The sequence below is a fragment of the Lysinibacillus sp. Bpr_S20 genome (assembly GCF_023337835.1).
Taxonomy (GTDB): domain Bacteria; phylum Bacillota; class Bacilli; order Bacillales_A; family Planococcaceae; genus Lysinibacillus.
Genome location: NZ_JALNLQ010000006.1, coordinates 46,696 through 64,874 on the forward strand (window position 1 = coordinate 46,696; position 18,179 = coordinate 64,874).

15 protein-coding genes and 1 pseudogene are annotated in these 18,179 nt (G+C 37.0%); 10 read left to right on the forward strand and 6 right to left on the reverse strand.

Annotated features, from left to right (window positions below):
• Window positions 1-5 precede the first annotated feature (5 nt).
• On the reverse strand, window positions 6-1,472 hold the full coding sequence (locus MWJ95_RS15520) for a serine hydrolase (RefSeq protein WP_249106757.1): 1,467 nt from the start codon (window positions 1,470-1,472) through the stop codon (window positions 6-8).
• A gap of 220 nt (window positions 1,473-1,692) precedes the next feature.
• Here MWJ95_RS15520 and MWJ95_RS15525 point away from each other — a divergent pair, with 220 nt between their 5' ends.
• The 5 genes and pseudogenes from MWJ95_RS15525 to MWJ95_RS15540 all read left to right on the forward strand — a co-directional run bounded on the left by MWJ95_RS15525 (window position 1,693) and on the right by MWJ95_RS15540 (window position 5,275).
• The gene (locus MWJ95_RS15525; RefSeq protein ID WP_249106609.1) at window positions 1,693-2,217 is read left to right on the forward strand and encodes a GNAT family N-acetyltransferase; all 525 of its coding nucleotides are present in this window, start codon (window positions 1,693-1,695) and stop codon (window positions 2,215-2,217) included.
• Between the two features lie 44 nt (window positions 2,218-2,261).
• A pseudogene (locus tag MWJ95_RS24705) lies at window positions 2,262-2,462 on the forward strand (YunG family protein); the annotation flags it as partial.
• 584 nt (window positions 2,463-3,046) lie between these two features.
• Complete coding sequence (locus tag MWJ95_RS15530; RefSeq protein WP_249074899.1) at window positions 3,047-3,640, forward strand: NADPH-dependent FMN reductase; 594 nt, start codon at window positions 3,047-3,049, stop codon at window positions 3,638-3,640.
• 73 nt (window positions 3,641-3,713) lie between these two features.
• Entirely contained in the window at window positions 3,714-4,652 is a 939-nt protein-coding gene (locus MWJ95_RS15535) for a ring-cleaving dioxygenase (RefSeq protein WP_249074898.1), read from the forward strand.
• Window positions 4,653-4,666: 14 nt separating this feature from the next.
• The gene (locus tag MWJ95_RS15540) at window positions 4,667-5,275 is read left to right on the forward strand and encodes a flavin reductase family protein (protein ID WP_249074897.1); all 609 of its coding nucleotides are present in this window, start codon (window positions 4,667-4,669) and stop codon (window positions 5,273-5,275) included.
• Window positions 5,276-5,320: 45 nt separating this feature from the next.
• Here MWJ95_RS15540 and MWJ95_RS15545 read toward each other — a convergent pair whose 3' ends face one another.
• Both MWJ95_RS15545 and MWJ95_RS15550 read right to left on the reverse strand, forming a co-directional pair.
• Entirely contained in the window at window positions 5,321-6,256 is a 936-nt protein-coding gene (locus tag MWJ95_RS15545) for an aldo/keto reductase (RefSeq protein WP_249074896.1), read from the reverse strand.
• 126 nt (window positions 6,257-6,382) lie between these two features.
• Window positions 6,383-7,141, reverse strand: coding sequence for an IclR family transcriptional regulator (locus MWJ95_RS15550; protein ID WP_249074895.1), 759 nt, complete (start codon window positions 7,139-7,141; stop codon window positions 6,383-6,385).
• Between the two features lie 390 nt (window positions 7,142-7,531).
• Here MWJ95_RS15550 and MWJ95_RS15555 point away from each other — a divergent pair, with 390 nt between their 5' ends.
• A complete protein-coding gene (locus MWJ95_RS15555; protein ID WP_249074894.1) occupies window positions 7,532-8,932 on the forward strand; it encodes an amino acid permease in 1,401 nt (466 codons plus the stop codon).
• 929 nt (window positions 8,933-9,861) lie between these two features.
• The gene (locus tag MWJ95_RS15560) at window positions 9,862-10,914 is read left to right on the forward strand and encodes an AI-2E family transporter (RefSeq protein WP_249074893.1); all 1,053 of its coding nucleotides are present in this window, start codon (window positions 9,862-9,864) and stop codon (window positions 10,912-10,914) included.
• Window positions 10,915-11,033: 119 nt separating this feature from the next.
• On the opposite strand, the gene MWJ95_RS15565 is transcribed toward MWJ95_RS15560, so the two are convergent.
• Together MWJ95_RS15565 and MWJ95_RS15570 are read right to left on the reverse strand one after the other, a co-directional pair.
• Complete coding sequence (locus tag MWJ95_RS15565) at window positions 11,034-12,365, reverse strand: MATE family efflux transporter (protein ID WP_249074892.1); 1,332 nt, start codon at window positions 12,363-12,365, stop codon at window positions 11,034-11,036.
• The gene (locus tag MWJ95_RS15570; RefSeq protein ID WP_249074891.1) at window positions 12,352-12,819 is read right to left on the reverse strand and encodes a GNAT family N-acetyltransferase; all 468 of its coding nucleotides are present in this window, start codon (window positions 12,817-12,819) and stop codon (window positions 12,352-12,354) included. Before MWJ95_RS15570 ends, MWJ95_RS15565 begins: the two co-directional genes overlap by 14 nt.
• A 99-nt stretch (window positions 12,820-12,918) precedes the next feature.
• Between MWJ95_RS15570 and MWJ95_RS15575 the strand changes: the two genes are divergently transcribed.
• From MWJ95_RS15575 to MWJ95_RS15585, 3 genes are all read left to right on the forward strand, one after another.
• Window positions 12,919-13,749, forward strand: coding sequence for a MerR family transcriptional regulator (locus MWJ95_RS15575; RefSeq protein ID WP_249106611.1), 831 nt, complete (start codon window positions 12,919-12,921; stop codon window positions 13,747-13,749).
• 476 nt (window positions 13,750-14,225) lie between these two features.
• A complete protein-coding gene (locus MWJ95_RS15580; protein ID WP_249106613.1) occupies window positions 14,226-15,437 on the forward strand; it encodes an SMI1/KNR4 family protein in 1,212 nt (403 codons plus the stop codon).
• A gap of 17 nt (window positions 15,438-15,454) precedes the next feature.
• The gene (locus MWJ95_RS15585; protein ID WP_249074888.1) at window positions 15,455-16,630 is read left to right on the forward strand and encodes a DUF4272 domain-containing protein; all 1,176 of its coding nucleotides are present in this window, start codon (window positions 15,455-15,457) and stop codon (window positions 16,628-16,630) included.
• A gap of 56 nt (window positions 16,631-16,686) precedes the next feature.
• Here MWJ95_RS15585 and MWJ95_RS15590 read toward each other — a convergent pair whose 3' ends face one another.
• Window positions 16,687-18,111, reverse strand: coding sequence for an erythromycin esterase family protein (locus MWJ95_RS15590; protein ID WP_249106614.1), 1,425 nt, complete (start codon window positions 18,109-18,111; stop codon window positions 16,687-16,689).
• Window positions 18,112-18,179 lie beyond the last annotated feature (68 nt).

Sequence of the window (18,179 nt, forward strand, 5' to 3'; positions counted from 1 at the left end):
CCTACTTAGAGAAGTTGTCTTTTTTGACGTCGTTTAAACGAAATATATATAGATAATAAGCCATTCAATGATAAAAGGGTCACCAGTGCTATGGCCAAAAATGCAATGTCAGGAGCAAAATATCGAATAGTGTGCCAAGGTGTTCCTGTGTTATAGCTTAATAATGGAATGGTGATTATGGCCAATACTAAAAGTAAAAAACCGAATATACCCGACACTCTTCCTTTATTCGTTTTAACCTTTAATAGAAGATAGATAAACATCACAAAAAGTAAACATATTATAGCAATTGTTATGACTTGAAATGTTGGTTTATATGGAGGTGCGTCAACGGGCTCTTTTCCCTTTAAAATATCGATAATCCCTTGTTTCAAGTATAGAAGTGACTCTTCCTCGAATATATGACTTTTGTTAGTAAGAATCACACCACCCCAATCGGTTTCAGGTAGATAAAATACTTCTGAGCGTGCGTCAGGGTTTGAACCAGAATGCCATATCATTTCTTCTTTAGATTCTGGATATGAGATTCGTACACCCAAGCCGTAATATCGATACTTACTAGTTTGAACAAAAGGCGATATATAAAGGTTTATCGCATTTTTGCTTAAAAAATTGTTATGCTCATGTTGACTTAGAAGTTTAATGTACTGCACCATATCTGTTGCACTTGCTGTTATGTACCCATATGGTGCTCCTCCATTATCATATGTGACTGCACTTTTTACAGGGTGACCGAGCCATGATTGATAGCCAGATAAGTATCCTTTTTCATAAGCCATGCTACTATTAGCGGCTGCATTTTTCATCCCTAATGGAGAAAAAACTTGTTCCTCCATAAACTCAGAAAATGTTTGATGGGTCACTTCTTCGATGAGAGCGCCAAGAATAGAAAAGTTAGCATTACTATACTGATGTTTTTCTCCAGGAGCAGCAGTCAGCTTCACATTCGATAAGCTTTCTACATTGTCCTTTATAGCACTTAAATCTTTAGATTCCTTGTCCGATATAGCTAAGCCAGAATAAGTGCTTATCCCACTTGTTTGCGTAAGTAACTGTTTAATTGTTATTTGAGAAGCGGCTTGTTGATCTTGCAGGGTAAACCACGGCATATACTTTTGCACGGGGTCATCTAATTGAATGATGCCTGCATCAACCAGCCTCATGATGCCTAAGCCTGTCAATGATTTACTAATAGAGCCGACTACAAATGGAGTTTCAGCAGTTACCTTTTCTTCAGATTCTCCGGTTACGCCCCACGATTTGGAATAATAGATATCATTTTTATGAACAATAGCAATAGATGCCCCTGGAATTCGCTGCTCTTCTAAAAATTTTTCAACATACTTATCTATAGTACTCTTAATGTCTCGTCCTGCTTCTTTTGCGGAGATTTGTGAGACTGGTTGAAATAGATAGAGTGGAATTAATATTAAACATATTAATATAGTTTTATAAAGGGAACTTTTTTTCATTGTTGTTTTCACCTATTTCCTCCGAAATTTTTCTTTCATAATCATGACCTTTAATCCAAAAATTAAATTTAACAAAAATATACACTTTTTCATAGTATATGATATTTGTTGTGTATACTATTCGAAAGAACATTGTTTTTAAAAGCAGTATATGATGTTTTGTATATGATGACTTCCCTTTTACACTTCAAAATCAAAACTTTCGGGAGGATTATACGAATTGGACTATAAACTATTCGAAGATGAAATAGAAAATTTGGTAGAATTATTAACTCAAAATAAGTGGATTTATCATACCGATCAAAATTTAAAAGAAGAATCCGTTCGAAAAGCGTATGCAGAAGGATACTATCATAGCGATCGGGAAACACATTGGCTAATTGATAATGAAGAAAAGGTCGGGATTATTATCATTCATGATATAAGTGATACGATCCCGTTATTCGATATCCGTTTAGATACGCGTTATAGAGGAAAAGGATACGGAGTAAAAACCCTCCGTTGGTTACAAGATTACCTGTTTGGAGAAAAAGATAAGATTCGTATCGAAGGTTATACGAGAGTTGATAATATAGGGATGAGGAAATGTTTTGCGAAAGCTGGCTTTGTAAAAGAGGGCTATTTAAGAAATGCTTGGGAGAACGCAGATGGTACTGTAACAGATAGTATTGTTTATGGTGCAATCAAAGATGATTGGCTTTTAGGTAGAACAACGCCTATTAAAATCGATGACATCCCATATTAAGGTAGAAAAGGACGCTGAAGAATGTATACAGAAAATGAAGTGTTAAGAGCTTTAAAAAATCCTGGTCCATTCAATCTAGCTCAAAATGGAGTATAGATAATCCTGCAAAAGGCCAATGCGGAGTCACAGCATTAGTTGTAAATAATATTCTTAGAAGCGAAATCTATAAAACGTGGCTTGATGAAGGTTGGCATTTCTATAATATCCTAAATGGGGAAAGAAAGGATTTTACACAAGAACAATTTTCGAACAAATTTAAGAAAGAGCTAGGGAGCGAAAGTGTTATTCCAGATGAAAATCCACCTTTGTTTATTTTTGAATTTAAAGCTACTCACCAAAAGTTGGGGATGGTATATGTGATGTAAAATAAGTTGATTGGAGTGGAGACTGGGCGACTCCTTGGGGATTAGCGATAGGGGAACGAAGGCTAAAAGCATCACATCCTGTGATAACGCCTTCGTGACCAACATCGGTGCTGCTGCCGCTACGTTAGCACTACGCTTTCGCGCAAAAAACATCTGTTGGCCCGAGACCCTGGAGCGAGCAACGCGAGTGAAGCGGCTCATCGGACGCCCCCAGGAAAGCGCCCAGTCGGAACGGAAATCAACCACTCGTTATAGTGATGAGCTATATTAATTAAGCAAAGCAGAGATGTTTTTATGATAACATCTCTGCTTTTTTTAAAACATTAAACAAACTTGTTGACGTAAATTAAACCGTCGTGTTATTATTATCTCGAATTCAAGATAACTAAATTCAAGATAAATGAATTCGAACCTTTTAATCCATGTAGAAAAGTTTTACTTTTCATCATAAGGAGGTAATCATAATGGGTTTTTTAAATAAATTATTTGCTTCAAAAAAAGAGGAGGAAAAAACAATGGCAGAATTAAATATCGGAATTATTATCGGATCAACACGTGAAGGTCGTGTAAGTCCACAAGTAGCACAATGGGTAAAAGAAATCGCAGATCAACGAGGAGATGCTAACTATACAATTATTGATATTGCAGATTACAAATTACCTTTACTAGGTGAACCAGGACAAGACGCTTCAGGCGCTCAAGCTTGGTCAGAAATTGTTACAAAACAAGATGGATTTGTATTTATCGTACAAGAGTACAATCACTCTATTACAGGTGCTCTCAAAAATGCACTAGATTATTTACGTGTAGAATGGAATAACAAAGCTGCAGGTATTGTATCGTATGGTTCTGTAGGTGGTGCACGTGCAGCTGAACATTTACGTGGTATTATGGGTGAACTTTTAATTGCAGATGTACGTGTACATCCAGCATTGTCACTATTCACAGACTTTGAAAATGGTACTGACTTCAAACCAAAAGAAGTACAAACAGATTCTGTTAACCAAATGTTAGATCAATTAATTCCTTGGTCAAAAGCTTTATATACAATTCGTTAATCAAGATTGAGGTAGAACGTTATTGGATAAAGTATAGGTGAGAAATACATTTATCATGAAAGGGACTGTTAACATGAAAAAACATACTGCGGGTATTCACCATATCACTGCCATTGTAGGGCATCCACAAGAAAATATTGATTTTTATGCGGGTGTATTAGGTTTACGTTTAGTTAAACAAACAGTAAACTTCGATGACCCAGGCACATATCATCTTTACTTCGGTAACAAAGGTGGTAAACCGGGGACAATTATTACATTCTTCCCATGGGCAGATGCTTATCAAGGTCGCATTGGTGATGGTCAAGTTGGTGTCACTACGTATGTTGTACCAGAGGGAGCACTACCTTTTTGGATTAATCGACTTGCGAAATTCGCTATTCCATTCCAAAAAGCTGAACGCTTTGGTGAACAAGTAATACAATTTGATGATCCACACGGACTTCATATTGAATTAGTGGCACGTGCGGAAGGTGAATGGAATGAATGGACATTTGGCGAAGTAACTCCTGAGGTGGCGATTAAAGGATTTGGTGGTGCAACACTTTATTCGAGTCACCCTGAAGAAACGGCAAAGGTCTTAACTGAAGTCATGGGGCTTGAGGAAGTAGCAACGGAAGGCGAGTATACTCGTTATAAATCCAGCGCAGATATCGGCAATACGGTAGATTTAAAAGTTGTTCCTGGTATGCGTGGTCAAATGGGAGTCGGAACGGTTCATCATATTGCCTGGAGAGCCCAGGATAATGCGGATCATCTAGAATGGCAAGAGTATGTCATGAATCATGGACAACATGTAACTGAAGTGAAAGATCGTAATTATTTTAATGCGATTTATTTCCGTGAACCTGGTGAGATTTTATTTGAAATTGCGACAGATCCACCTGGATTCGCTCATGATGAAACACCTGAAACTATGGGTAGCCAATTAATGTTACCAGCTCAATACGAACAGCATCGTGAACAATTAGAAAGAACATTAATTCCGATTGAAGTGCGTGTGCTTGATTAAGGAGGATGAGTCGTTTGATTTCGATTGATCCTACAAAAAATACTGAGCGTGAAAACTATAAATTATTAATTGGTAGCATTATTCCGAGACCAATTGCTTTTGTTACGACCAAGTCAGAGCAAGGGGTCATCAATGGCGCACCTTTTAGTTTCTTTAATATTGTGTCATCAAATCCACCGATGATTTCTCTGGCGGTTCAAAGACCAAATGGGCGCTTAAAAGATACTGCTCGCCATATCCATCATCAGCAACAATTTGTTGTGCATATTGTAGATGAGGATAATGTGAAGCAGGTGAATGAAACAGCCGCTTCCTTACCTGTAACAGAAAGCGAAATTGATCGAGCTCAATTTACATTAGCCGATAGCCAGCTTATATCTGTACCGGGTATTCAAGAGGCAAAGGTTCGAATGGAATGCCGTTTAGTACAGGCAATTCCTTTAATGAATGGGGACGAGCAGACAGGCGATTTGTTTATTGGTGAAGTCGTACAATATCATATAGATGAGGCCATTTATAATGAAGGGCGAATTGATCCAAGAGAACTAAAAGCCGTTAGTAGATTAGCTGGTTCGAATTACGCAAAGATTGGTGATATATTTGCGATAGAACGTCCAGAATAAAAAAATGCGAAAATGTTGATATAACAGCATTTTCGCATTTTTATTTTATGCTAAAACTCTTTCTATATTCACTAACTCTTCGTTTGTTAATAGGACATCGCTTGCTTTCACGTTGGTAGCTACCTGGCTCTTCTGTTTCCCGCCTGGGATAACGGCATCAACGCCATCTTGAGCTAATAACCAAGCAAGCGCAAGATTTGGTAATGTCGTTTGTTTTTCCTCTGCAATTCCCTTTAATGCATCCACTTTTGCTAAAGTTTGTTCAAATAATTCGCCTTGGAATAAAGGATCCGAAATTCGCCAATCTCCGGTACCTAACTTAAAGTTTTTTGTATACTTTCCGCCAAGTAGGCCGTATGCAAGTGGACCGTATGGAACAAAAGAAATATCATTTTTTACACAGTATGGCAATAAATCTTGTTCTGAAGAACGATTTAACATATTGTACGAAGATTGTAATACTGAAATATCATTGTGCACATTAGCTTCTATAAGTTGATCTAGTGTTACATTAGAAATACCTATTGCTCGGATCTTTCCTTCTTCTTTTAAGCGAGATAATTCACCAATCGCCTCCGCAAGAGGGGTCTCGTTGTCTGGGAAGTGTAAATAATAAAGGTCTACATAATCCATCTGTAGTCGATTCAAGCTATTTTCAAGTGCGCTTCGTAAAAATTGCGGATGATTATTTGTTTTTACTGAACCATCCTCAAACCAATGTCTACCACCTTTTGTTGCTAAAACGAAATCTTCCCTTGAGTAGTTTTTTAATACTTCACCAACAAGTTCTTCTGAACGCCCTTTCCCATATATATCTGCTGTATCAAAAAAAGTTATCCCTAAGTCAAGTGCAGCCGAGACTAGTTCCTTCCCATTTTGTTCATCCAAGTTTTCATATAAGTTATGGCCACCTACAGCATTCGTCCCAAGGCCAATTTCAGAAATTTTGATAGTCGTTTTTTTTAATGTATGAAATTTCATATTCCTACCTCCTCTGTTTTCTGTAATCAGAATAGAATAAAAAAGTTATTTTACCAACATACATAGTTATCGTTTCATATATAGAAACAAGAGCGTTTTAATTGCAAATACAAAACCAATTAATTTTTAACATGATGTTAATAGGTAATTGATTTCTTTCGTCAATTGCTGACTAGTCTCTTCTAATTTTTTTACAAACGACCTTATGGCAGATTTCTTTATTTGATTCGTTGCACCATGCAAAGCAATGGCACCGATGACTTCTTCATTCACATAAATCGGAACTGCAATACAACATTTACCTACATTCGTTTCTTCATTATCAACAGCATATCCCTGTGCTTTAATGACCTGTAAATGAGGAATCAACAGACCATAATCATAGAAGGTTTTTGTTGTGAATGTATTAAGTTCAATACTATTTAATATTTCACGTTGTTTTTTAGGTGACAGATGAGCTAAAACTACTTTTCCGAGTGCGCTTGAATGCATAGGTGTCCGAGTATCGATTGCATGAAAAGTAGGATGTTCAAATGGCTCACTAATCACATTTTTTATCGCCATCTCACAATCTTCCAAAATAGCAATATAAGTAGTTATTTTTTCTTGGCGGGCTAATTGATAGGGCGCTACGAGAGACGTCCATTGGATATCTTTGTGCCAATACAAGTGCTCATCCCTAAAAATATGCGGATTTAATTGATAAAACTTTTTGTAGTGAATAACATAATTCATTTTTTCTAGCGTATAAAGCATGCGAAAAACGGATGTCTTATTCATTGATAATTCTTCGGTAATTTCAGTTAATGTAAGAGAATGCTTTTGACGTAATACATCCAAAATCAAAAGGCCCTTTTTTAATGTCGATACTTCATAGGAATCCATTTTGTCCTCTCCAAACTTCTAGATTTATAGCTTGTACAATATCATCTTTAATTTTGATTTACTAGAATTTAAAGCCTCTGGGATGTTAAGAAATCAGAAAGGAGTTTATATAGGATGTTAGCTTAAAATCCTTGACCATGCTGTCCTAAGCATAAAGCCGATTTCGAACGCATTGTTTATCTGAGCGAAAGCAAGGCAACTCTACAATTAGGTAGGGGCATAAATAATTATAAAGAGTGCGTCGATTTACTCATTTTCTAGTAAAAGAGAAATTGCTATACTAATCTAATTGTTGACTCAGTTCGAAAATATAGCTAATATACTGATTATTGATAAAAATGAATAAAAATGAAAGTTATTACCTTTTTTGTTGGAAATGGAGTGGTTATTATGGCGAATTTTTTACGAAGAAAGTCAATCGAACAAGCCAATAAAATAACTGAAGTCGAACGTTTTAAACTAAAGCGTGAATTAGGGTCGTTACAGTTATTATTGTATGTACTAGGAGCGACAATAGGGGCCGGAATTTTTGTATTGCCAGGTACTACAGCTGCTCTACATGCAGGTCCTGGTGTCGTTGTTTCTTTCTTAATTGGGGGTCTTGTAACAATTGCAGTGGGATTAGCCTATGTCGAATTCGCAGCAATGGCGCCCGTCGCAGGGAGCGCTTACACCTATTCTTATATTGCGTTAGGTGAAATTATTGCTTGGATCATCGGTTGGGATTTATTATTGGAATTTATCGTTATTTCTAGTACAGTCGCAGTTGGTTGGAGTGGCTACGTAGATTCGTTTTTACAATCTGTAGGAATTCACTTGCCAGGCGTTTTAACAAAGGATATTGCTCATGGTGGGGTTGTGAATCTACCTGCTGTGGTTGGTTGGCTTATTGTAGCTTGGATTGCAATGAGTGGGATTAAAAACGTTGGCCGATCAAACATGTTATTTACAATGGCAAAAGTCGGCGCGATTGTCTTATTCCTTGCTATCGGGGCTTTTCATGTTAACCCTGTAAACTGGACGCCATTTACACCGTTTGGCTGGTCAGGTGTCATGGCGGGAGCGGCATTAGTGTTCTTTGCCTTTACTGGATTTGATGGTGTAACAACTGTTCTGGAAGAAGTAAAAAATCCACAAAAAACAATACCAAAAGCTTTAATTGGTGGTCTGAGTGTATTAACGCTTATATATGCATTTGTTGCACTAGTATTAACGGGTATTGTACCATTCCCTGAATTGGATGTTCCAAATCCTACAGTTTATGCACTGCAATCTGTTGGTATTCAGTGGGGAGGCGCTATCATCGCAGTATCAGTTATTTTTGGATTGCTTGCTACGATGATTGCCAACACAACAAGTGCAACACGCGTGCTGTTTGCAATGAGCCGTGATGGGCTTCTACCAGATCGTATTGCACAAACAAATAAAAAAACAGGAGTTCCTGTATTATCAACTTTAATCGTGGTTGGAACAGGTATTCTCTTATCAGGATTTTTATCAATTGGGGAATTGGCGGAATTTGCCAACATCGGAGGTTTAACTGCTTTTGCTTTAACGACAGTTAGTGTTGTTGTTCTTCGCTATACACGACCAGATCAACCACGTGTATTCAAAGTGCCAGCGTTATGGCTTGTAGCAACTGTAGGTATTGGAGGATGTATTGTATTAATTTTTAGTCTGCCGGTATTCACTATAGTGCGCTTTATGATTTGGTTAGCAATAGGTATAATTATTTACATAAGCTATGGATACAAGCATGCTAAAATAAACACTAAAAATGAAGATCTATAAATGAGATAAAGTGCTTGGACAAAATTTTAAAAGTGCGAGAAACCAATTTTGAAACGTTGGTTTTTCGCACTTTTTTTGATGTAGGTGAATTTTGCTAATCTTACAGGTCTGAATGCACATTCTCCTTAATTTCAACATATTATAAGAATGAATTACCTTATCTATCCAGTTGTCAATTTCAAACACGAAAGGTGATTGCTAAGAGTTCCTGTATTATTTCTTTTCTCTGAACAGTTTTTATTTCCCCAATCAAATGATCTTTGTTAAATCTTGAATATGTGGGCTTTCAAGATTCCTCTATATATTTTCCGATTCCAACTTCAGTTGAGCTAATGGCTCTTCAGGTGCAGTCACATCGTTTTCCATCTTTTCTATTATTGTTAGTTTAAAATTTTTATAAGAATATCATACTGAAACTAAGGAGTAATACCAAAATTTGTTCTTGATTCAAAAGTATTTTTTCAAATGAAAGCACATGGAAACGAAGGAGGCTCAGAGCTCTTGAGAAGCATACTTAAGGAAGTATGTGAATATTTTGGTGATGAGCTGAAACAAAAGAAAAAAATTATATTTTTAGTACCATTACAAAAGAACTTACATTGGCTATCATGGTGTTCATAGGTTTATAATAGACTAATAGAATTAAGGCTTGTAACGCTGATACGGCTTTCAAAAAAATTGTTATTAATATGATAAGGCATAATATTCTTTTCGCTCCTTGGATTCATTAAATTCTTATGAGACTTATAAAGTGCAAGCATTTAAGTCTTATTCTAAGTATTGATGGGAATAATAATCCAATGAAGGGGGGCATCTACATAAGAATGATACGTAATGTTTTAAATCAATTTATTAATTGCTTATGTTCATTTGATAGCGAAACCCAGGCAGTAAAGGCAGCAAAGCCGTATTGTAGAAGGAGTGAATACATGAGTAATTTCTTTCGAAGCCATGGATTTAAACGGTTTATAATCCTAGCTGGGATCGCTTTTGCACTATATATGTTGCGAAGTATGATCAATCTTATTCTTCTTACGTTCATCATTACTTACTTGATGAATCAACTTACCACGAAGACAACAAAAGAGATTCGAAAGTACGTACGGATGGGCGAGAAGGCTGTGACAGTTACCCTCTATCTTTTACTTCTTGCAGGTATTGTTGCAATTATCTACAAGTATTTGCCTATCGTGACCCAACAAATTACACAGCTCTTTGATCTTATTGCTAGCTTTAGTCTCAATCCAAATGATAACGAGATTGCAAGGTATTTAGCTCCTACCTTTGAGAAGATTGAACTGGGTAAATATTTAGAGCAGGGTGTAGACCTCACGCTGAAAAATCTGACGAATATCGGTAAAATCATTTTGCATATATTTATCGCACTAATTTTGAGCTTGTTTATTTTACTTGAGAAAAAACGTATTATAGAGTTTACGGCAAAATTTAAAGATAGTAAAATGAGCCATCTATACGATGAACTACATTATTTCTCAAAGATATTCATCCGTTCTTTCGGTAAAGTGATTGAGGCGCAGTTCATTATTGCCGCTGTCAACTGTGTTTTATCTGTTATTGCTTTATACATTATGGGCTTCCCACATTTAATTGCGCTGGGGATTATGCTTTTTATACTGGGATTAGTGCCAGTTGCAGGAGTCATCATGTCCTTGATTCCTCTAACGATCATTGCATACAGTATCGGCGGACCAATGTATATTGTCTATATCCTGGTTATCGTTATGGTATTACATGCTATGGAGGCCTACTTCTTAAATCCAAAGTTGATGTCTGCTAAGACGAATCTTCCGATTTTCTATACCTTCATCGTCATTCTCTTCTCAGAGCATTTTCTGGGTGTATGGGGATTAATTATTGGTATTCCTTTGTTCATGTTCCTTCTCGATATTCTCGGGGTAATGTCCTTAGATGATGAACTGCAACAGGCAACGGACATACAAGATGACCCAAAGATTGAATAAAATTTCATTCATAAAGGAATCAAGTTGTGTATGATTCCTTTTTGTTTTTTTCTTAGGAAGTTTGGAATTTCGTTGGAAAACAGTTACCCCCCTTTCGATTTGAAAGGGGGGTAACTTCTTTATAGTGAAATTGCATGTGGTTTGTTCTTCATAAATATAAAAATTAACAATGCGGTAATGCCTTCTGCAACAGGGAATGTCCACCAAATAGCCTGTGGGCCAAAGAATTTTGGCAATAGTAACAGAGCGGGGATGAACAATATAATACTTCGAAGTAACATAATAGTTGTTGCAAGACGTATTCTTTCAATTGATTGGAAGAATTCCGCAAATACCATGTTCACTCCAAGGAATACATACCCAATTGCAAAGTGTACGAAGCCTTGTGCTGCCATATTGCGAATTTCGAATGTACTATCACCAAATAATGCTATTAGCTGCGAAGGGAATAACGTAGCAATTATGACAGTAATGAAACCTAGGACAAATGCAGTGGCTATACCGATTTTCAATAACGCTGTTAATCTCTCTATTAATCTCGCACCGTGGTGATAACTAACAAGGGGTTGTAGGGCCATGCCAATACCAAGAAATACTGTTAATAGGACAGTATGAATATAGTTTACCATCGCGTAGGCGGTAACTCCATCTGAGCCCAAATAGTGTAAAAATGTCACATTATATAAAATAACCATAACAGCGACAGAGGCTTCAACGATAAAGCTTGGCAATCCGATAGCGAACATTTTCTTTACATCAGATAAGCTGAAAAATTTACGTACAAATTTTAATTCGGATTGCTTTCGATAAAAGTGAAGGCAAAGCACTGACATACCGATTATTGTGGAGAGTGCTGTAGCTAGGGCACAGCCAGTTACGCCGTAATTGAGCACGAAAATAAAGATGTAGTTTAAAATAATGTTTAACACAGATGTAGTGATTAAGCCCATCATTGCAAGCTTGGGGTTGCCATCATTTCGAATAAAAATACTTAGTAAGTTTTCAATTGTATAGAACACACCGAAAATCAAAATAACATGTAAGTACTCTTGAACATAAGGAAAGGTAGCATCACTTGCCCCAAATATATAGGCGATTTCCTTTAAGTTTAATAAAAGTATTAGAATCAGTGTTATAACGATAACAACCATTGTTGTAAATGCTAATGTAAAGAGCTGGTGTGCTCGTTTTTTATTGCCCTCACCGAGAGAGATTGAAAATAGTGTTGCTCCACCCATACCGATCCAAAGGGAAATAGATAGTAAAATCGAGAAAATGGGTACCGCGATATTTACTCCTGCTAAAGCGGTTGGTCCAACCCCGTGACTAACGAAAATACCATCCACTAAAATATTCACCGACATCAGCAACATCCCAATCATAGCCGGAAATAAGTATGATAAAAACAAGGGTTTAAGTGGTCTTGTTTCAATTGGATTAATGGTAGTCATGAGCATGTACCTCCTTTACCATCACCTTTTCGCCTTTGTCATCTAGCTCACCGTTAAAGATGAAGCCAAATTTTTTATATAGTTCAACAGCTACTGTATTGTTGTCATAAACACTTAAATATATATTTTGACAGTTGTATTTAGCGACTAAATAATTAATAAGCTGCCGTAAAAAGTATTTTCCCAATCCTTTTTGCTGATAACGCTCATCAATGAAATAGCGATCTAACCAAACACGTTGTGTATTGTCCTTGTGTGGGAAAACACCGTACATAGCGAAGCCAACTGCCATATCTTCCTTATACAATCCAATAGGTATAAAGCGTGTATCTGTTTCTGCCTCCGCTAAGCATTGCTGTGTGCTTTCAATAAAATCTTGCTGACTATCAGCGATGCGTAATGCTAATATTTCTTCTTTGTTTAAAGCTGTAATGTCACGAATTTCCGTGAACATAATGTCAAAACCTTTCTTTTATGCTGTGGCATAATTGTTTGTGAATAGCTACAATTTAATGTATATAGTAACTATACAGTCAAGGAGAGAAACTTAAAAATGTTTAATAAAAATGTAAAATATTTCACAACTGGTGAATTCGCTAAAATTTGTAAGGTAAATAAACAAACGTTAATTTACTACGATCAAATCGGTTTATTATCACCAATTATGAAGGATAATAAAGACTACCGTTATTATTCCATTGCACAATATGAATTTTTCAGTGTGATTGAGCTATTAAAGGCTGTCGGTATGTCTTTAAAGGATATTCAAAAATATATGGCAGAAAAATCACCTGAAAATTTCTTGGACTTGATGTATCAGCAGAAGGAAATTGTAGCGAGAAAACGTCGAGAGCTGGAGATGATTGAAAGCATTATTGATGTAAAAATTGACTTAACAAAAGCAGCTTTAAACCTTGATTTTGACAGTATTACGATTGAACATCTTCCAGAAGCGACATTGTATTTAAGTAAAAATATCGAGGATTCGACGGAAGAACAGTTTACGCATGCTGTTTCCGACTTTATTGATGAATTAGATCGCTCTCAATTGGATACAGGTTATCCCATTGGAGGCATGACAAGAAGAGAGCAAGTATTAGCCGGAAATTATGATAACTATAGTTATTTGTATATAGAGCAGCCGCATCCACGAGAAGGTCATCCTTATTTCAGGGCGATTGAAGGGGATTTTATTGTTGGATACCATATAGGAACGTCCGCTACACTGGGAGAATCTTACGAGCGATTATTTAAGGTGATGCGGGAAAAAGGCTTTGAACTAGGGCAGTACGTTTATGAGGAATATATTTATGATGCCGTGATTAAAAATCGTGAAGAGGATTATGTAACGAAAATTATGATAGAAATAAAAAAAGATACGTGATAAGTAAACTATCTCTTTGTAGCATCATTCAGATGTTCTATAAAGGGATATTTTTAATGGTCAAAATGACTAATAGTAATATTAACGAAAAAGGATCTAGAAAAGGTAGGGTAATTTATCATAACTTTTAAGTTTTTGGTGAGAGCAAAAAAGGTATTTATACATAAAATAGGCTTATTGCCAAAAGTTGTGGATGACATTTGTTAAAATATATACCATATTTAAGTTGATTTCTGCTCCGACTAGGCGACTCAGGAAAGTGGTGCTTAGTTAAAATTATGTAGCTTATTATGAGGAAGTATTTTAATTGGTAAAGAAGAGGCACAGGAGGTGAGCAAGGAAGCTTTTCATGGATCTAAAGTGAACATAACTCACTAGGTATAGAGTACTTTTCTTAACGCGGAGGGATCGTATTGCAAAAATGAATTGAACGATGGGCGTACATATTAAAGCAGCTTGAACAGCAAGGAGCTTGGGTGCATCCACTTGAAATAGCGCCTGTAGCTTCAGAGCAAGAGCTATCAAAAGTAGAGGAACGACTTGGCGTTCGTATACCTTCAGAGTTCCGCGATTTATTGCTACATTGTTCGCGACAAGTGGGGATGTATTGGTCTTTGCCAGACGAGGCCCTACTGCCTATTGAGCTAGGGGAGACGCCTTCAGGTGATTTTGGCTGGAGCTTGGAGGATCTGGAATTTCCTGATTTCGGCGGTAACGGTGAAAATCTAGATGAACAACTATATTTACAGTTTCACACAGCTGGCAACGGTGATGCCCTTCTTATTAGAATTGAGGATGGTTCCGTTTGGTATTGGAGTCACGAGGAAGATGAATTCGACCTACTTGCCAAGCGTTTTACTATTTATGTGGAGCGGGCTTCAGCTTTAGGATGTATAGGTGCGGATTGTGGACAGCATCGACAGTTTTGTAGTGAGGATGGGTTGGATTTGAGCCTGACTAGCTCTGAATTATGGCTAAAGTGGCTCGAACAATATTTCACACTAACCCTGAGCCAAGCAATGTCAAACTTGGATTCCTTATTAATATATGTATCGATGCATGGACTGAAAGGTAGCGTTAAGGAAGCATTTGCACAGTTTGATTCTAGTAAGGTGTATGATGCACTCCGACATAAAATTGAACAATCTCTGCCACCAGCCTATAAAGAAGCATGGAGTGAAGTGTTAGTAGAGATTTGTGCGGTTGAGGCAAGTGATTGGGTAAGGACACTCTGGAGTGACAGAAATGATATCCCTAGTCGGATTCGAGATTATTTAACAGCGTATTGTCTACCAGCAGAAGAAGGTTTATCTCTTGTTCTTCAAGATATCGAAAAAAAGGCAGTTGATGCCTATACTACTTTACACCGGCTACGCCATTTTCATAATCCGAAAACGATAGCTTGGATGAAGCCTTATGTTTCATTCCCAGTAGATGGATGGGGTGAACTTTTAGCAGAATCACAGCCAAGTGCAGAGACGTTATTTGAGTGGTTGAGTGGCAGTGAAGTAGAAAGGCTTACCGCGATACGGGCGGTATATCAAATGATGCAGCGAGAAATTGTACCGACAACGTTTGTAGATAAAGATGATTGGGGACAATTGCTTGCTTTTTGGAAGGAAAACGAAATACTACGAAAAAATAAACAGCTATTTAGCCAAGCTCTTGAAGGCTTAGATAGTTGGTGAATAAAGGGGAGAGAAAATTGAACTATTTCACAATATTTGCATCTAAGAACGACATCGATGATATTGAAGTTAAAATTTCAGATGTTTTCGCGAAAGGTTTTGCCATCGATAAAGATGATAATGAGTATTTAATAAAATCCAAGGCGCTGTTTAAAAAGTATAAATTAATCATTAGAGTCATGTCTGAAGATACAAATCCAGACTACTTCGCTAATAATATTCCTGGAATGATGGGCTATTACGATAACATTCCTTTTGAAGATGACCATTTAAAAGAATTAGTGTTAACGCAAATCACTGTTTTAAACACAGTGATTGCGATTGAATCGGAAAAAGAGATCAATGAAGAACAGATGCAGTTATTTACAAACCTGCTATCAAATATAGGGGGGATTGGCTTTCTACCGGATGGCACTTTACTAGACGATGAAGGGGCCGTTATTGTTTATCCTGAGGGGCAATCAGGTCCATCTAAATTTAGACCTCATGCGTGTACACGAAAGATTATGGGGGAAGAGGTGACATCAGAAGAAGGTGAGCAAAGAAAAAATAACACGATAGCCTATTTAAAGGAAAGAGCTATTCCATTTACAACTTCACTCCCTCAGCTCCCACCAATTGAAGATTGTCAGTTTAAAACCCAAGAAGACATTGCTAGAAGAGCTGTAGCCTTGTTAATTGTCATTCAATTTGCCTGTGATGTAGCGCAAGGGGGAAATATAGAAGAATCGCGAGACTTTTTCATCAATATGTTACGCACATATAAAGTGGAAGACTTTCTAACTAGCAATGAAAGAGACTTTTTACAAGCTTCAGAACCAGCTGTGCAAGAAGCCATTAATATTTCGTGGCAATATGAGGCTTATTGGACGCTTATTTGGGCACTTGGCCTTGTTGAAAAGCTTGATTTCCCTGATGAAGTATGTGATTGCGAGTACGCCATTCAAGTTGTTTCTAACTGTGAAACGTTTGAACAATTTTATCTTCAAACGGTCATGCGTAGTCAGAAAGAGATATTGGATGAAGCCGACAAGATTTACAGATACCAGTGGGCTTGTGTAGATAGTCGCATAAAAGACCAAGCGGCTCCTGCTGGGATGAATGAAAGCATCGTCATGGAAAGACGCAGAGGGTTGTTCTGGATGATAGGGCATCGAAGTGAAGAATGGGATAACATATCGATGGATACTTGAATATAAAGGAAAAATAGCAAACTAGAAGTAGAAACTAGTTTGCTATTTTTACATTTTTATTTAATATAATGAGGTTTACTTACTTTATCAATCAAAAGAAGACCATCATATTGATCGCGTGGAACAAGACTTTCCTGAATCATTCCCCAGCTATAAGATAAACGTGGTTCAAACATCCATGAGTTGCCTCGCTCATTTTGACGGTTTCGCATGTCGATAAATGTGTAAGGTTTATTTGAAGATGAAACAATATCCTCGATTGAGCCTTTCACTGTCGGTAAAACGGCCATAGGCTCACCCATATTGTTTGCTGTTTCCCCACTAGTCATATAAAGGCCAAGCACATAGCTATATTTCTTGTAGATGTCTGGTAGACGTTCACCCAGTAATTTTACAGGATATGGAGAACCCATTACTTCGGATTGTGCTTTACGAATATGGTCATTATGCGCCCAGACGATGAATTTTTCAGTTGGATAAATCTCCTCTGCTAACCAAAGTAGGTTTTCCATCATCGATTGGTCACGCCATTCCATTGTTTTAAAATAAGAATCGTATTTATTTTGTTCTACTTCAATGTTGGATTGAATTGATAATTCTACATATTCTTCTGCAAAACGGATACGGTCAGCTAAAGTACGTTCCATAAGCTTTACAATATGTGGTTCGCTCGGATAAGCTGCCTTTAACTCTTTTTCTTTAAGCTGTACTTGTGATTTCACTTGCTTATATACTTTAATAATGCTTGGTTTTACCTTTTGATAGCCCTTTAAATCCTTACCGTAGGTCCAGTCTGCAAGTTGCTCCTCTACTTCACCGAACTGTTTCGCCAGTTGACTATTTTGTAGCCAGTCACCGTTCGTAAATACATTTTGCTGTAGAATATCAAAGCCAGCCAATTTTAATGGTTTATCTGTTTTCTGTGTTTTTTTAGCATATTCGAATAACGTTAGTGTTTCTTTTGACCACCATACAGGATAAATAGCATCCTTCATCGTTTGTTTCGCTATTTGTTTATCAATTTGTCCTTGAGCATTCATAGCATCCCCCATACCGCTTTCGAAAGCTAGGACATTGTAGCCCATCTCTTGGTGTAAAAATTGAATTAAACGTGTTTTTGCTAGGCTAAATTCGGCTGTACCATGTGAACTTTCCCCTAAAAAAACGATGCGCTTATCATGCAATAAAGGCTTTAGCATCTCTAAATCTTCAAATTTAGTAGATGGTATATTTTGTTTACCAACTGCTTCAGGCTGAATGGATGTTAAGCTGTAGGCATGGTCGTTTGTCCACTTTTTCCAATCCTGAAGTGTTTCATTGGATGTGCGAGCTGCCTTAACCTCTAATTTGTTATCGAAAGCTACGCGTTCTTCTATCGCTGGAACTGCTACGGATGCATTTGAAACCCCGTTGAAAGTTACAAAGCTTGTTAGTGCAATGCTTAATGATAATAAAACCTTACGCTTCTTACCTTTTGTCATTCTCTATCAGTCCTTCGTTATATGTTAAAACCAATTATAAGTAATTAAGTTTAAAGTAAAGAGGGACT

Excerpts from the sequence above, each read along its gene's own strand:
- MWJ95_RS15520 (WP_249106757.1), bottom strand. The coding sequence starts at position 1,472 with ATGAAAAAAAGTTCCCTTTATAAAACTATATTAATATGTTTAATATTA.
- MWJ95_RS15530 (WP_249074899.1), top strand. The coding sequence starts at position 3,047 with ATGGGTTTTTTAAATAAATTATTTGCTTCAAAAAAAGAGGAGGAAAAA.
- MWJ95_RS15535 (WP_249074898.1), top strand. The coding sequence starts at position 3,714 with ATGAAAAAACATACTGCGGGTATTCACCATATCACTGCCATTGTAGGG.
- MWJ95_RS15545 (WP_249074896.1), bottom strand. The coding sequence starts at position 6,256 with ATGAAATTTCATACATTAAAAAAAACGACTATCAAAATTTCTGAAATT.
- MWJ95_RS15550 (WP_249074895.1), bottom strand. The coding sequence starts at position 7,141 with ATGGATTCCTATGAAGTATCGACATTAAAAAAGGGCCTTTTGATTTTG.
- MWJ95_RS15555 (WP_249074894.1), top strand. The coding sequence starts at position 7,532 with ATGGCGAATTTTTTACGAAGAAAGTCAATCGAACAAGCCAATAAAATA.
- MWJ95_RS15560 (WP_249074893.1), top strand. The coding sequence starts at position 9,862 with ATGAGTAATTTCTTTCGAAGCCATGGATTTAAACGGTTTATAATCCTA.
- MWJ95_RS15565 (WP_249074892.1), bottom strand. The coding sequence starts at position 12,365 with ATGACTACCATTAATCCAATTGAAACAAGACCACTTAAACCCTTGTTT.
- MWJ95_RS15570 (WP_249074891.1), bottom strand. The coding sequence starts at position 12,819 with ATGTTCACGGAAATTCGTGACATTACAGCTTTAAACAAAGAAGAAATA.
- MWJ95_RS15575 (WP_249106611.1), top strand. The coding sequence starts at position 12,919 with ATGTTTAATAAAAATGTAAAATATTTCACAACTGGTGAATTCGCTAAA.
- MWJ95_RS15590 (WP_249106614.1), bottom strand. The coding sequence starts at position 18,111 with ATGACAAAAGGTAAGAAGCGTAAGGTTTTATTATCATTAAGCATTGCA.